Genomic DNA, 13,431 nt, shown 5'->3' on the forward strand with positions numbered 1-13,431 from the left:
CCAAACAACGATTTAGCCGTTCATAATGGGGAATTTCATTTCGTTGAAATTGGGGAAATTTGAATCGTTGTTGACATCAGTCATCCGATCACGAATAATAGTAAGTTTATTTAATTCTTCATCACGGTCATTAAAAAGATAGCCACGTTTTGTTAAAAATGAGAGAAGTTCTTCTAATTCAGGATAAAGAGTTAATTTTTTATTACGCTTAATATCATCTAATACTTTTTTTATGTCTGTATTAATTACATCGAGTGCGCCACTTAGTGAATTGATTAGAACGTAATTTCCATCAGATAATTTATATGTTGAATTATAGGCACTTGCTATCATAGCTTAGTTCCTCTCCTTATATTGAAATCTCTTCTTTAATAGTTTTTAAATATTCGAAAACCTTTTTATCTGTTTGTGGACAGTTTGGTTGATTCAAGTTCCCATGAACTATAAGAGCTTCAGCAGCACACCCTCCTCCACATATAGGTGATGAGGCACAAGATTTACATTGTGGAATGGTAAAGGAATTGAATTGTTTCCACTTTTCCCACTTCCAATCTTGGCGAGAGAATTTAGGGAAATAATCGCCGATTTTGAACTCTGATCTTCCAACTAAATCAGGACAAGCATATATATGGTTATCAGGTCCAAATACAACTCGTTTCCCTTCAGCAGATTCACAATAGACTATATTGGGAACAACCATTTCAATTTTATTTTTTAATTCTGAATCTAACTGCATAATTGGTTTAAAGAAACGGTACATACCAGCTCCGAAGTTAAGAGATTTTTGTTTTTCTAATTTTTCAAAATCAGGAATATTTTTTGTATTTTTTTTACAATTTCATAACCCTTCATTAAATCTTCTCCTAAGCCTTTACATGTATGATCTGTGACAGGCGAAAAAGAAATTGAGAAATTTTCATTTTCAAATAACTTGTTTTTTTTGTAATAGTCTACAAGAAGTGAAACATAATCAATATTTGTTTGGTCTATATTGACTCTTACAATGGTACGAATGCCATGATTAAGTGAATCACAAATACCTTTTTGAATTTGATCAAATGTACCTTGACCTCCCGTCATAATACGTCGTTGATCATGAATATTCTTCGGTCCATCAACTGTAACCATAATACTCAGTCGATCACGGTAGTTTTGGAAAATCTCTACAAAAGAAGAAAGGTGATAGCCATTTGTATTGCAACCAATTTTGAAGTTACGCTTAACAGCTTCTTCACAGATTTGTTTGACTATTTTTTTAGTAAAAGGAAGGAGTGGTTCGCCTCCAAAAAGGTTAATCATACCGATTTTATAACCACTTTCTTTATGAAAGATGTCTATGGCTTGCATAACTGCTTGGAGTTGTTCTTCGGTTAAAGCTGTTATTTTCTCATGAAGGCTATGGCTTTCAAAACAATATGGGCAACGAAAGTTACATGTATATGTAGGGCAAATAACATACTGCATTTCATTTCCAGCGTCTACAATATTTTTAGCCTGCCATAGTCTATGGTCCCGATCCTCTGTGTTCTTAAATACGTAACCTCTATCAATTAAAATTTTAGTAGCATTTTTCTCTTCGTTAGTTAAATTTTTATAATCTCTATATGACAATGTATCGATAAAATTAATTAAGTCATGAGAAAAAAAATCTACAGCACCAGTTAAGGTATTAATCATTAGAACTTCCTCGTTTAAAGGATATCGTAAATGATACTTGTTAATAATCATCAAATCACCCTTGTATAATTATTTTCTGTTCTTGCTAGGCAAGAACAGAAAATAATGAATTTAGTAACTAAGTTTATTAAAAGGTATAAGTATTTCGAGTGTTTATTTACTGTAAGTATAAATTAGATTTGGAAGCAACAATTAAAGCAGCAATTATCACAACAAATTGAGCAGTTGAAGCATTTCATTTCATCCCTGTTTTCAAGTGTTTCCATTTGATCAGCTAACTTTGTCCAAAGCTGTTCATTGTCATTAACTGAACGGATTTTAAAAGATTTTTTTTCCATTTTTAAATCCCCCTCTATTATAGTTGCTTTGTTTTCATATAAAATAAAATGAAAGTGGATTCTGATATAAAATAGCTTTATGAAAATAAGTTGATAAACATTGAAAATTACTTTGCTATACCAGAAAGCTTCCATTATTTGGAGCCGGCTCAATAATTATAATAAATGGAATCATATGTAATTAGCAACTTCAAAATTCGGAATATTTCGTGACAGATTTTTCAGATATTAAAGTATAGAAATGGTGTTATAAAGCTCACAAACATTCAAAAATACATACATAAAAAAATTCGTTCTCCTGAAAGAATAAGAGTAACCTGAACTATCTACAGAAGGGACGGATTGTATGATAACCTTTTTTTCATGAGTTTTGTGGTTTATCATTTGTGCCTCATATTTCTACTTTTTCACGTGTAGGTGCTTGGTTTCGAGAAGAAGGCATTCCTCTGCTTCACGAACAGGTACTAAAAGAAATGCATCGTGATTGATTCCTTGTGCTTTAATTAAAAGTACCGCCACTGTACCTACAAAACAACAATTGTGTGATAATTATCCATCATTATATTGTTATCCCCATAGCAAAGTATCATTTCATTCTACTATGAAGCATTCCTCCTCTTTTTTAGATAGAAAAAGAGAGTCCCTTTATAGGCACTCTCTTTTATGTATATCCTCTATGTTTAATCGATTACGATTTCATGCATATTTAGCATGTTTAACTTTTCTTTATAAAAACTCAGTACTTTTTGAGCATGTTGTATAGTCATTAATCTATCTTAAACAGTAAGTGATTCAAAATACGGATAAACGAATATCTGTAGCATAACCATTTAGCTGCACGCACTGTTCTAAAATCAATGAGGATTCCTCATCTAATTTCCGACACGATTTGTGCAGCATTAAAAGGTTATGAGTTTTTGGGACTGTTCTACCATTTAGTGCAATCTTATGTTCCATAGTTACGGTACGACTAGCACGTTCTAGAAACTCTTCTGGCCCATACACTAAAAAATCAACTGGTGTTTCCATAACATCGTAAATACCCCAATTGATACGATTAATGACTCCCCTTTTTCTTGCTCCTACACCTTCTACAACAATACAGAGATCAAATTCACTGTCTTCATTTGGTGTGCCATATGCATGAGAGCCAAAAAGGATGATTTTTTGGACAGAAGACACAGTTTCACGAATCTTTTGAGCCAATAGGTCCAATTCCCTTTGTACTTCTTCGTTAATCCGAATCACTCCTCGGATAAAGTAATTATATTGACGTTTAAGTATATTATACATGCGTTGCTCTTCTCCTTGCTATTACATATTTATTTTTATATTGTTCTCTTGTTTCCCAACGTTCTGCAATGCTTGATAACATTCGTATACCTGCTTAAAATCCTGTAAGAATCCATCATCAGAGATACTATGAAATCCTTTGAAGTTCTTTCTACACCAATATAAGAGATCAAATTCATCCTTAGCTAAAAAAGAATCTGGATTGAAATGAATAAATGCCTCTGCTATACAAGCCAGAAGCAATGGTATCATTTCAGCATCCTCTTTTGATAAATCCAGTACAGATACAACGGGGTATACTGCTTATATTGATAGTATTGTGGCGGTACCCCACATCCATCAACTTGAAGGCTTTATAATGCCCCTAAAACAAAAAAATTACGCATTTTCACCTGGAGATGCCCATTTTCTCGTTTTGGGGTATTTGCTTTTCTTAGCTTGATTGGCATGGGGCGGGACCCCAAACAGTACGATTTTATTTCAAAGACACAACGATCTTACTACACACTTTTTATTTATCCCACACTCTCATCTGCTAGTATTACTATTTTTTATTACTAATGTTGCCGTTTCACTCGGATGGCTAAGAGGAAAATGATGGCCATATGGAACAAAATCAACCTTACCAAGATGCGATGGAGCAGAATAGGCTCTGTCATAATCCCCCCAAATAATGTGAAGATTATACTTTGTTACTTCATTGAAATCACCTTGATCGTTTTTCAGTAGTAAACTGTTAAGCTGAACCGTAGTATTTAAAATTCTAGGAGAAGTAAAACTTTTACTTATCTTTTCAATATAATGTTCAGGGATGCTCTCCATACTTTCAAACAAACCATTACTTAATAAATAACGCCCTATCAAATTAGTAGTTGCCAGTTTTAATGTCCATTTGTTCATAAATTGAGGAACATTTAGGGATTTAGCATTTTTTTAACAACAGGTGGCTGAAGTAAAGTGATTGCATACTTCTTATCTATGTACTCTTGTACCAATGCTTCCAGAAGAATAAACGCACCGAATGAATGTCCAATTAGATGTGCACCATTCGTAGCTTTCTCCAATAACTTTTTCACTACATTCAAATAGATATCTAGAAGATTTTTCTCTCGTTTAAAAGGAGAACGTCCCAAACCTGGAAGATCCAAAATCCATACAGGTTGACCAGTTTTTTCATGAAGCTCTTGTGCTAAAGGAAATAAATCCTCTCCATCACTCAATAAACCATGTAATAATATAAACGGTTGACCCTCTCCTTGTAATTGGTAAAGGGTATTGTTATCGCATAATGTTCGTTTAAATACATGATTATGCTGGCCATTTTGATACATCATTCGATAATCCAGATCAGCTACTACGGCAGGGAGAAATTTCATTACACTCGTCTTCTTAAACCAATCTCCTCCCATAATTTTTTTCGCTGAAACATTTGAAAATTTTTGTTTTGTAATAAAATTCAGTCCATCAGAAGGAATTTTTGTTATTTTACTTACTCCACTATTCATAATTGCTTTCATAAGTGGCATCGGGACAGAGATTTTTGGTGCCCTCATATTCATACTTTCCGACATAATACTTAATAATTCAGCAATGTTTTGATCGTGCTGTTTGTCTTCAACAAGTGTATATGTTTGAATAGTCGGTTGCTCCAATCTGAAAACCTGCACAATAAACTTCGCAAGCTCATCGTTTGAAATAAGTGGTAACCTGTATCCCTTACCTCCAGGAATCACTGGCATGAGCCCTCTTCGCATACTCATCACAAGCAAACCTAATCCTGCTATCTGCTCTGTACTCCCTGTTTTACTACTACCGACTACAGTTGGCGGATTAATGACAGAAAGCGGATAACCTACTGCTGATGCCTGCTGACGGATATAAAGATCTGCTAAAAATTTTGTTCTCTCATATGGATTTTTTATTTTCAAATAATTGTTTCCTTCTTTAAACACATCAATTGCAATCTTGCTATTTTTATCATCAAAGGGACTCATATAACCTACAACATGAATAAATTGTTGCAAGCCCTTCAATTGATGAATACTTTTAGCTAATTCACTAATATGTTTGGCGCCATTTAAAAATACGGAAGCTGCCTCTTTACTTGTCGCTTGAATATCCATGGGGCCTCCTGCGTGAATAATCACATCCGTTTTCAATACCCTCTCCTTATCTTCAGCACTTAGACCTAAATCTATTTTCGTCAAATCACCTTCAATAAAGTGCATGAATGCCTTTTTTAAGCTGCCTCTTTCTTGAAAAATGCGTATGGCTTTACTTTTCGACCTCACTAAAAGAAGAATTTTAACATCCTCTTTGGCTAATTCTTTCACTAATTGCTTTCCAATAAAGCCTGTTCCACCAGTTAAAAATACTGTTCTCATATAAGATCCCCTTTTCAGTACTACTTAGTACTAATTTGATGTAAAAAAAATGCTTCTTTTATCGAAGCAATTTTAAAAAATGATCTGCTGTTTTCGTGATTACAGTTGCATCCTTCAATGTTTCTGAAATAAATAACGCTCCTTCAAGATTTGTAATAAAAAGTGATGCAACCTCATCAATATGAATCGTATTTCTGAATTCTCCATTCTCTACCCCTTGTTTAAGTAATAGAGAAACTTTCTCTTGTAATCCTGTAAAAAAAAGACCTATTTTTTCTTTTATTTGCGTGGCCTGTGTAGGACTTTGAATATAAAGAGTAATAAATGGACAGCTCCCCTTATACTCTCTCGACTGAACTCCTTGTGATAATTGCTTTAAAAACAGTTGGATACGATCTTCAACTAAAAATTGGTTCTGAGAAAGTACGTCATCAATTGCAGATTGATACATTTCAATCCAATAATCAACGACTCCTTCTAATAATTGTTCCTTATTAGAAAAGTGATAATACACATTAGACTTTGAAACTTTGCTTACACGTACTAATTCATCCATACTTGTATAAGCAAACCCTTTTTCTAAAAATAATGTTGCAGCTACTTCAATCACACGTTTTTGATTCATTAATTTTATCTTTGTCATAACTAGAACTATATAGTACTAATTTAAACATTGCAAGTATTTATGTTAATTTTCAAAAAAAAATTTAATTAAAAAAGTTCCACTAACATTGATTTTACTGTAAAAAATCTTATTTTGAATAAAGTTGAACTGAGCCCCGAAATTGTTCATTCACTATCGTCTAATAGGGGTCACCATACATGCCCGTCAACTTAAGAAAAAGAAATGCCCCAAAACGAAAAAATGAGCGGCTTCTTAGAATAACTATCTGTAGAGAAAGAAAATTTTAATTTAGGAGTATATGAAAATATTAGCTTGATGGTGATGTGGTGCTCTCCCAATATGTAAATAAAAAGTAGGAGGAGCCTATATTAACAGACTCCTCTTTAAAATAGCCATTCTATACATGTTAGAAATAAATTCATTTTATTAATAATGAATATTCACCGTTTTTATCATCGAATTTATATACATTTAAATAATATTTACCTGGTTTCGCTGCGAATTTCCCCTTTATAACATTTCCTTCATCTTCACCACAAGCTACATAATTTTGCATGTCTGATTCATGATAAAGCACCCATGTCATCCCAATATTTTGTTCATTTACCACAGAAATATCTACTTCTTTTGGATTTGTAACATTAAACGTATAAACATCTGTTTGATCAGGAGTAATCAGATTTCCTTTTACAAGCGTATTAAACGGGAGTACCTTCTCCTCTTCATAAGATTCACCTGTTTGCGGATCTTGTTTTATAGTAACTTTTGTTTGTTCTTTACTTTCTTTTCCTCTACTATCTTTTACCGTTAGTTCCACAGTGTATGTTCCTTTTTCTCCATATACATGGGTAGGATTTGCTTCTGTACTTGTAGTACCATCTCCAAAGTTCCATAGATAAGAAATGACTTTTCCATGTTCACTTTTTGTACCATCGCTATGAAATTGAATCTCTTCATTTACTATCCCGCTGTATGGTCCATTCATATTTACTATAGTAGTTGTTTTTTCCTTTTCCTCTGTTGCAACACCATGAAAAACAATATCATATTCAAACTGGTTAGCTGCATTCACACGATAGTTTACGAAATAGGCTGTAACTGTTTTATAACCACTCCAACCTTTTTGGGATAACTGCTCTAAAGTTTGGTTTACTTGTTTACTCATCGCTTTCCAATCTTCAGACTCACCTTTTGATGTACCACCTGTGTACTTGCCTTCCACGGTAAATGTATTAAAGAATTGCGACTCATATTTTGTAATTTTGGCATCTTTTATATTTGCTACATCCACAATTTCGTTTTTCACTTCAGCTAGCGGCTTTGGTGCGTGTTGAATTAAATAATCATTTGTTACTTGCGGTACATTATATTTTTCTTGATTATCAATCAACTGCTGCATATACGCTTGATATTCTGCATTCAATTGTGTATTGTTGCTCAATGATTCACGATATGAGTCATAATTTTTCACATCGTTTGCACGGATTAAATCTTGAAGCTTATCAAATGTTTCAAATTGATGATTATACAAATATGACTGTAGTGCAAAGGAATACTTATAAAAGTCCCATGATCCATATTTTGAGAACAAAGTTTGCTTTGCTGTATAACGGCTTGCTGGATTAGATGATAAGCCACTTATCATACTTTTACGCGGAACAACATTATTTATACGTGTAGATCCTGCAAAAAATTCTGCATTTCCTTCTTGGAACCAAGTTAATCGTTCATTTTGATACATTTCTCCGCTTCCAAATAAACCAGGAACCTCATACCTTCCTTGTAAATAATGAGTGAATTCATGACGGAATAACTCTTCTAAACTATAAATACTCTGCTTTGGCGTACGCTCATATGTAAAGAAGGTCCCCTTCTCTTCAATATAAATTCCACCGTTGTTTGTTTCATATCCATATAATTGTCTATTTAATTGATATTCATCTGGATTATTATAAATTACTATTGTTAGTACATCATCAGCGTTACCTGGTTCTAGCGCTTTATCATTACCAATTACACGATGATATTGTGCTTTTACTTCTTTGGCTGCCCAATATAATTTCTTAATTTTTTCTTCTGTTACTTTATCTCCCGTCTTGAAGACAATTGATCCGTCATCAAATGTATATGTTTTAGGTAAGTATTGTCGTTTCCCTTCTTCACGTATTTTCTGTAGATCTACTGCATTTCCACTATAATCTTTTCCACCATAGTTTGTTTTCATTTGTTCTACTGCTACAAAATAAGGTCCACTTAGACGAGGATACAAGCTCATCGCTTGTGTAATAACTTCCAATCCTTTGTATGGATTACTATGAAATTTCCCTAAACGACCTGCATAATAAATGCCATTATTAATTAGCCAACTATTTTCATTTGTTATATTCCCCACGAGAGCAATTCTATTAACCTCATTTATAAAGTTATCAATCTTTCCATACCACATTGTTTCAATAGGTTGCTTATTCGTATCCTGCAAATAAGACTGTATATCATAATCAATTCCTTTTACAATTTCATATACGGCTTGTCCTTTCGCATAATCGCTTTCATACGTAGAAAGATTATCATTATATTGTTTTAAAATATTTACCGCATACTGTACTGTTTCAGTATCACTAGAGGCATTACCAATTAATTTTCCATACGCAGTTACGACTCTATCTTGCTCAGCTGTACCTAATGTGAAGTTTCGATTTTTCGCGATCGCTTTCAATGCTGGTAAACACTTGTCATGGAAGCTTCTCTCTTTTAAGTAACTTAATTCATTATTATAATATCCCACATAAAAAGCAGAACGTAATACTTCAACAAATGTTTCAATGCCCTTTGAATTTTCTTTCGTAAACGTCCTTCCTCGTTGTCCTAATTCATTAATGATAACGTTCATGCGTTCTTTATTCTGATAAAATGCTTTTGTATCTTGATTGAATTGAAATAAATCCTTAATTTGATTCCAAGAAATTTTTGATAATGTATCAATGAGTTCGCTATTAGGCATTTTATTCAGTTCTGCCAAAGTATAGCTTTGCTTTAATTGAATTTCATCACGTTTCATAACCAGAGTAGGACGTTGTGAAAAATCTCCTATTTTTAAACGCTCTTCAAAATTCAAAGTTTCATCCGCTTTTGTAGCATGTACAATTTCATCTTTTGAAGTTTCTGTCCCCATCGGTTTCATCTGTAAGATATTATAGGGTGCTGTTTCTTCCGCTGATACCTGTGTTTGAATACTTCCAAATGATAATGCCATTGTACTAATCCCAATCATCATTTGGGTGAATTTTAAATTCTTGTTCATTACATTTCCTCCATTTATATATTCCATCCAAAAATATAACATTTTATCTTAATAAATCATTATAATATGTATTATTTCATATTTAATTACATGAATTTCTCTATAAACTGATATTAAATAAAACATTATAGAATTTTTTTCTTTTTTCATTCTTACTCATGAATTGGGTATATCTTTTGTTTGAAATTTACGGGTTCATCGCAAGAAACCAAACTCTCTGGCAAGATTTCGTAAGATATTTAGCGATAAAAATCTTTGAATTTCTTAAGTAAATAGTTGTAATTCATCGGATACAGAAATAGACATACAAAAACGTCATCCTTTCTTATTAATTTTACAAAAAGAATAACGTATTTTTTCATAAAAAATACTCGTCAAAGTGTAAAACAAAAAGGCTATCTCAGCCCTTTTTGTTTTATAAATCCTCTATATTATATTCGGTATATCCCTCATGATAGTAAATAATATTAATACTTTTCATGACTATTTATTTCGTCTACTAATGCATTTTGGAGTAAATGCTTAATTTCAATATCTTTAATTGGGCTGCGTTCCATTGCAGTAAATAATCTTCTTTATCAATTTTATTGCAGTCGACCACCTGATGAAGTTCATTTTTAAAGATTAAATCTAGCCATATTCTATTCTCTCTACCGTTTCCTTCTCTAAAGTGGTGGCTATATATATATTCATTTCAACTTAAAGAGAGTCTGTGTTTTGACACAAGCTCTTTTTTATTTCATTTCAAATATATTCAACAAGGTGAGTCTTTTTCAATTACAGCAATATAGAAAAAAGTCTGGTTCTGATGTAAAAACTTCAAAATAACCGCAATTAATCTATAAAACTCGGACATACCAATGAAGAAGCATTCAAACGAATCCAGGCTGTTTAAATTTGATTATAAAACTATTTTTCTCTAGCAAAATAAAGCAAGGCTATGGTCGGAAAAGCGATTCCTATCCATAATGTTAGATTCCATCCTCCTAAGGCATATGCCCATCCTCCAATAAAGGATCCAACAGCACCTCCTAAAAAGAAAATAGCCATAAATAGCCCGTTTAATCGACTACAAATTTCTGGACTCAACGAGAAAATTAAACGTTGGCTAAGCACAAGGTTTGCAGATACTCCCATGTCTAACAGAATTGCAGCAATTACTAAAACAGCTATTCCAAAGGGCGAGCTACTTTGAATAAAAAGTGGAAGTAATAAAGAAATAATAACAATAGTGAGAGCTATCCCAGTGGCGGGTCGTGTCCAGCCAAGATCAGCTAGACGACCACCTATTGGAGCAGCTATTGCACCTGTAATTCCGACAAGTGCATATAATGCTATGGCAGTCTGAGAAAAATGAAAAGCAGGGCTAGATAATAATAATGGAACAGTGGTCCAGAATAAGCTGAAAGCTCCAAATACACAAGCATGATAAATGGCACGACGGCGTAAAATTGGAGTAGTTCGTAGCAGTTGCCACATTGAATTAAGTAAGGCTATATAATTTGTTTTTGCCGTTGGTTTCCTAGTAGGGAGTACTTTCGATAATACAAACGCTAAAACAATAATTACAGTAGCAGATAAAGCAAATATTGCATTCCATCCCCACATATCGGCTACTAGACTAGATATCGGTCGCGCAAGCATAATACCTAATAACAGACCACTCATGACATTGCCAACTACGCGACCGCGTGCATTCTCCGATGAAAGATATGATACAAGAGGTACGAGTACTTGCGCTGCGACCGAACCCAGTCCGATAAAGAATGAAGCAATTAACAACAAGGTTGCGCTTTTTACAAAAACCATAGAAATGAGTGCAAATGCACTTAAAAATAACAATATAAGTATCAATTTTTTATTCTCAACAATATCCCCCAAAGGCACAAGAAATAATAAGCCAACAACATATCCAATTTGAGTTAGCGTTACAATTAATCCAGCGCTACTATTAGAAAGCCCAATTTCATTACTAATTAGCCCAATTAAAGGCTGTGCATAATAAAGATTAGCCACAATAATACCACATGCAGTTGCTAAAAGAATGATTAAACCTGATGAAATGTCCTTATCAATTGCTTTATTTTTAAAATTAGACATAAGTATTTCCTCCCATACTTTTATTTCAAAATTACTAAATCACTTTGGCAAGTACTACTGCGATGCCATTTTTTATTGTAATAAATTAAGTCTGAGCTAATTTCCATTCTGCTTTTAAAAGGTCCAATTTCCTCTCTTTCCCCCCCTTTTCTAAATGTTTTTTAGCAATGTAATTTGTGATTTTTGGAACCTAAATATATCCATACCATTACAAGATGTTAGTTAATTAATAAACTGAACGTACAGTTCATTAATTAACTAACATATATACTAAACGTTCAGTTTTGTAAATAGGCTATTTCGTTTTTTGTTCGTATTAAGTATACTAAACGTATAGTTTATGTTTTGAAAGGAATGATTAATGTGCAAAGTAAAAGAGGTCGACCACGTAATATTGAAACCCAAAAGGCCATCCTTTCTGCGTCCTATGAGTTATTATTGGAAAGTGGCTTTAAAGCAGTCACAGTCGATAAAATTGCAGAACGTGCTAAAGTCAGCAAAGCTACGATTTATAAATGGTGGCCAAATAAGGCTGCTGTGGTAATGGACGGTTTTCTTTCTGCTGCTGCTGCCAGATTGCCTGTACCTGACACAGGTTCAGCGTTGAATGATATTTTAATTCACGCCACAAGTTTAGCCAATTTTTTAATCAGTCGAGAAGGAACCATTATCAATGAGTTAGTTGGCGAAGGACAATTTGATTCGAAACTAGCAGAGGAATATCGTGTTCGATACTTCCAACCACGTCGACTGCAAGCAAAGCAACTTCTGGAGAAGGGAATTAAAAGAGGAGAATTAAAAGAAAACCTCGATATTGAATTAAGCATCGATCTCATTTACGGACCAATTTTTTATCGTTTGCTAGTAACTGGTGAAAAGTTGGATGATTCCTATGTACATGATTTGGTTATAAACGCCTTCGAAGGGATACGTTTGAGGTAATTAACATATAAACAAAGATTTAGATTTCCACTGTTTCCTATACTGATGTAACTAGTATTAACTTGGTAAATAAAGTATCTAATGTTTTAAAACTGTTGTATATGGGGTTTTCCCCCATATGCATCAGTTTTAAAAAAGGCTTAATCTACAAGCTATTTTGATAACGTAGTATTAACACATCCAAGCTTTATTTAATACCGTTTTTATCATTAGCAAAAAACCCTGATTTTTGCTAACACAATTAAGTCTTATTGCCGTTCTTGTTCCATTACTACAAAGACCCAAGTTCCGCTATGATATATTGGAATGAAGTGAAAGATAACATGTTTGTAATAAAATTGTGTACAATGCTAGGATTACCAAAATTGACATTCTATCTTTTGAAAACACAGCGTAAGGATCTACAACAAAATAATGAATCTTGCAATAAAGATGTATCTTATTATGCGATATTACGATTTATTATCGTGAATACATCATAAAACCTAACAGATGTAGAACAGTTCATGAAAAATCAAACTACATACACTTTAAAGCTCTCTCAAGTCTTGTTACTCTTTCTCTGGTTTCCCGCATATTATCGCCCTTAACTTTTCAAGTAATTGTAATAATTTCTCTTTCTCTTGAAATTCTAAAAGGGATAAGTATTTAGCAATATGCTCATTACGAGCGATAATAGTTTCTTCAACTACAGATTCTCCTCGTATATTATATTTAAGCTGTTATTTCAGCTTTAAATTCCCTTAATAAGAGACCCGTAAATTAATACTT

Annotated in this window: 8 protein-coding genes and 7 pseudogenes; 2 read left to right on the plus strand and 13 right to left on the minus strand. The window is 33.2% G+C overall.

The window, feature by feature from the left end; all coding sequences use genetic code 11:
- Positions 1-12 precede the first annotated feature (12 nt).
- From PDQ33_RS26030 to PDQ33_RS26045, 4 genes are all read right to left on the minus strand, one after another.
- Positions 13-333, minus strand: a complete 321-nt coding sequence (locus PDQ33_RS26030; protein WP_270756851.1) for a hypothetical protein — start codon at positions 331-333, stop codon at positions 13-15.
- Between the two features lie 16 nt (positions 334-349).
- Complete coding sequence (locus PDQ33_RS26035; protein ID WP_254848084.1) at positions 350-760, minus strand: SPASM domain-containing protein; 411 nt, start codon at positions 758-760, stop codon at positions 350-352.
- 32 nt (positions 761-792) lie between these two features.
- The gene (locus PDQ33_RS26040) at positions 793-1,677 is read right to left on the minus strand and encodes a radical SAM protein (protein WP_270756852.1); all 885 of its coding nucleotides are present in this window, start codon (positions 1,675-1,677) and stop codon (positions 793-795) included.
- Between the two features lie 173 nt (positions 1,678-1,850).
- Positions 1,851-2,015: a hypothetical protein gene (locus PDQ33_RS26045; protein WP_000412664.1), complete on the minus strand. Its 165-nt coding sequence runs from the start codon at positions 2,013-2,015 to the stop codon at positions 1,851-1,853.
- A gap of 353 nt (positions 2,016-2,368) precedes the next feature.
- Here PDQ33_RS26045 and PDQ33_RS26050 point away from each other — a divergent pair.
- Positions 2,369-2,532, plus strand: a pseudogene (locus PDQ33_RS26050) (ISNCY family transposase); the annotation flags it as partial.
- A gap of 163 nt (positions 2,533-2,695) precedes the next feature.
- Here the strand turns inward: PDQ33_RS26050 and PDQ33_RS29240 are convergent.
- From PDQ33_RS29240 to PDQ33_RS26090, 8 genes and pseudogenes are all read right to left on the minus strand, one after another.
- Positions 2,696-2,960: pseudogene (locus tag PDQ33_RS29240) on the minus strand (HEPN domain-containing protein); the annotation flags it as partial.
- Positions 2,937-3,308 (minus strand): annotated as a pseudogene (locus PDQ33_RS26060) (nucleotidyltransferase domain-containing protein); the annotation flags it as partial. The pseudogenes PDQ33_RS29240 and PDQ33_RS26060, both read right to left, overlap by 24 nt.
- 21 nt (positions 3,309-3,329) lie before the next feature.
- Positions 3,330-3,643: pseudogene (locus PDQ33_RS26065) on the minus strand (hypothetical protein); the annotation flags it as partial.
- A 193-nt stretch (positions 3,644-3,836) separates the two neighbouring features.
- Positions 3,837-5,692, minus strand: a pseudogene (locus tag PDQ33_RS26070) (alpha/beta fold hydrolase).
- A gap of 58 nt (positions 5,693-5,750) precedes the next feature.
- Positions 5,751-6,317: a TetR/AcrR family transcriptional regulator gene (locus PDQ33_RS26075; protein WP_001072300.1), complete on the minus strand. Its 567-nt coding sequence runs from the start codon at positions 6,315-6,317 to the stop codon at positions 5,751-5,753.
- 418 nt (positions 6,318-6,735) lie between these two features.
- Entirely contained in the window at positions 6,736-9,618 is a 2,883-nt protein-coding gene (colA, locus tag PDQ33_RS26080) for a collagenase ColA (RefSeq protein WP_270756855.1), read from the minus strand.
- 415 nt (positions 9,619-10,033) lie between these two features.
- Positions 10,034-10,297, minus strand: a pseudogene (locus PDQ33_RS26085) (protein adenylyltransferase Fic); the annotation flags it as partial.
- A gap of 230 nt (positions 10,298-10,527) precedes the next feature.
- Complete coding sequence (locus tag PDQ33_RS26090) at positions 10,528-11,718, minus strand: MFS transporter (RefSeq protein WP_270756857.1); 1,191 nt, start codon at positions 11,716-11,718, stop codon at positions 10,528-10,530.
- Between the two features lie 363 nt (positions 11,719-12,081).
- Here PDQ33_RS26090 and PDQ33_RS26095 point away from each other — a divergent pair, with 363 nt between their 5' ends.
- Positions 12,082-12,660, plus strand: coding sequence for a TetR/AcrR family transcriptional regulator (locus PDQ33_RS26095; protein WP_001190900.1), 579 nt, complete (start codon positions 12,082-12,084; stop codon positions 12,658-12,660).
- Between the two features lie 551 nt (positions 12,661-13,211).
- Here PDQ33_RS26095 and PDQ33_RS26100 read toward each other — a convergent pair.
- Positions 13,212-13,364, minus strand: a pseudogene (locus tag PDQ33_RS26100) (MarR family transcriptional regulator); the annotation flags it as partial.
- Positions 13,365-13,431: the final 67 nt, after the last annotated feature.

The sequence above is a fragment of the Bacillus cereus group sp. Bc031 genome, from assembly GCF_027716265.1.
Taxonomy (GTDB): Bacteria; Bacillota; Bacilli; order Bacillales; family Bacillaceae_G; genus Bacillus_A; species Bacillus_A paranthracis.

Bases quoted from the DNA above. Each gene is read 5' to 3' on its own strand.
- PDQ33_RS26030 (WP_270756851.1), bottom strand. From the start codon at position 333: ATGATAGCAAGTGCCTATAATTCAACATATAAATTATCTGATGGAAAT.
- PDQ33_RS26035 (WP_254848084.1), bottom strand. From the start codon at position 760: ATGTACCGTTTCTTTAAACCAATTATGCAGTTAGATTCAGAATTAAAA.
- PDQ33_RS26040 (WP_270756852.1), bottom strand. From the start codon at position 1,677: ATGATTAATACCTTAACTGGTGCTGTAGATTTTTTTTCTCATGACTTA.
- PDQ33_RS26045 (WP_000412664.1), bottom strand. From the start codon at position 2,015: ATGGAAAAAAAATCTTTTAAAATCCGTTCAGTTAATGACAATGAACAG.
- PDQ33_RS26075 (WP_001072300.1), bottom strand. From the start codon at position 6,317: ATGAATCAAAAACGTGTGATTGAAGTAGCTGCAACATTATTTTTAGAA.
- colA (WP_270756855.1), bottom strand. From the start codon at position 9,618: ATGAACAAGAATTTAAAATTCACCCAAATGATGATTGGGATTAGTACA.
- PDQ33_RS26090 (WP_270756857.1), bottom strand. From the start codon at position 11,718: ATGTCTAATTTTAAAAATAAAGCAATTGATAAGGACATTTCATCAGGT.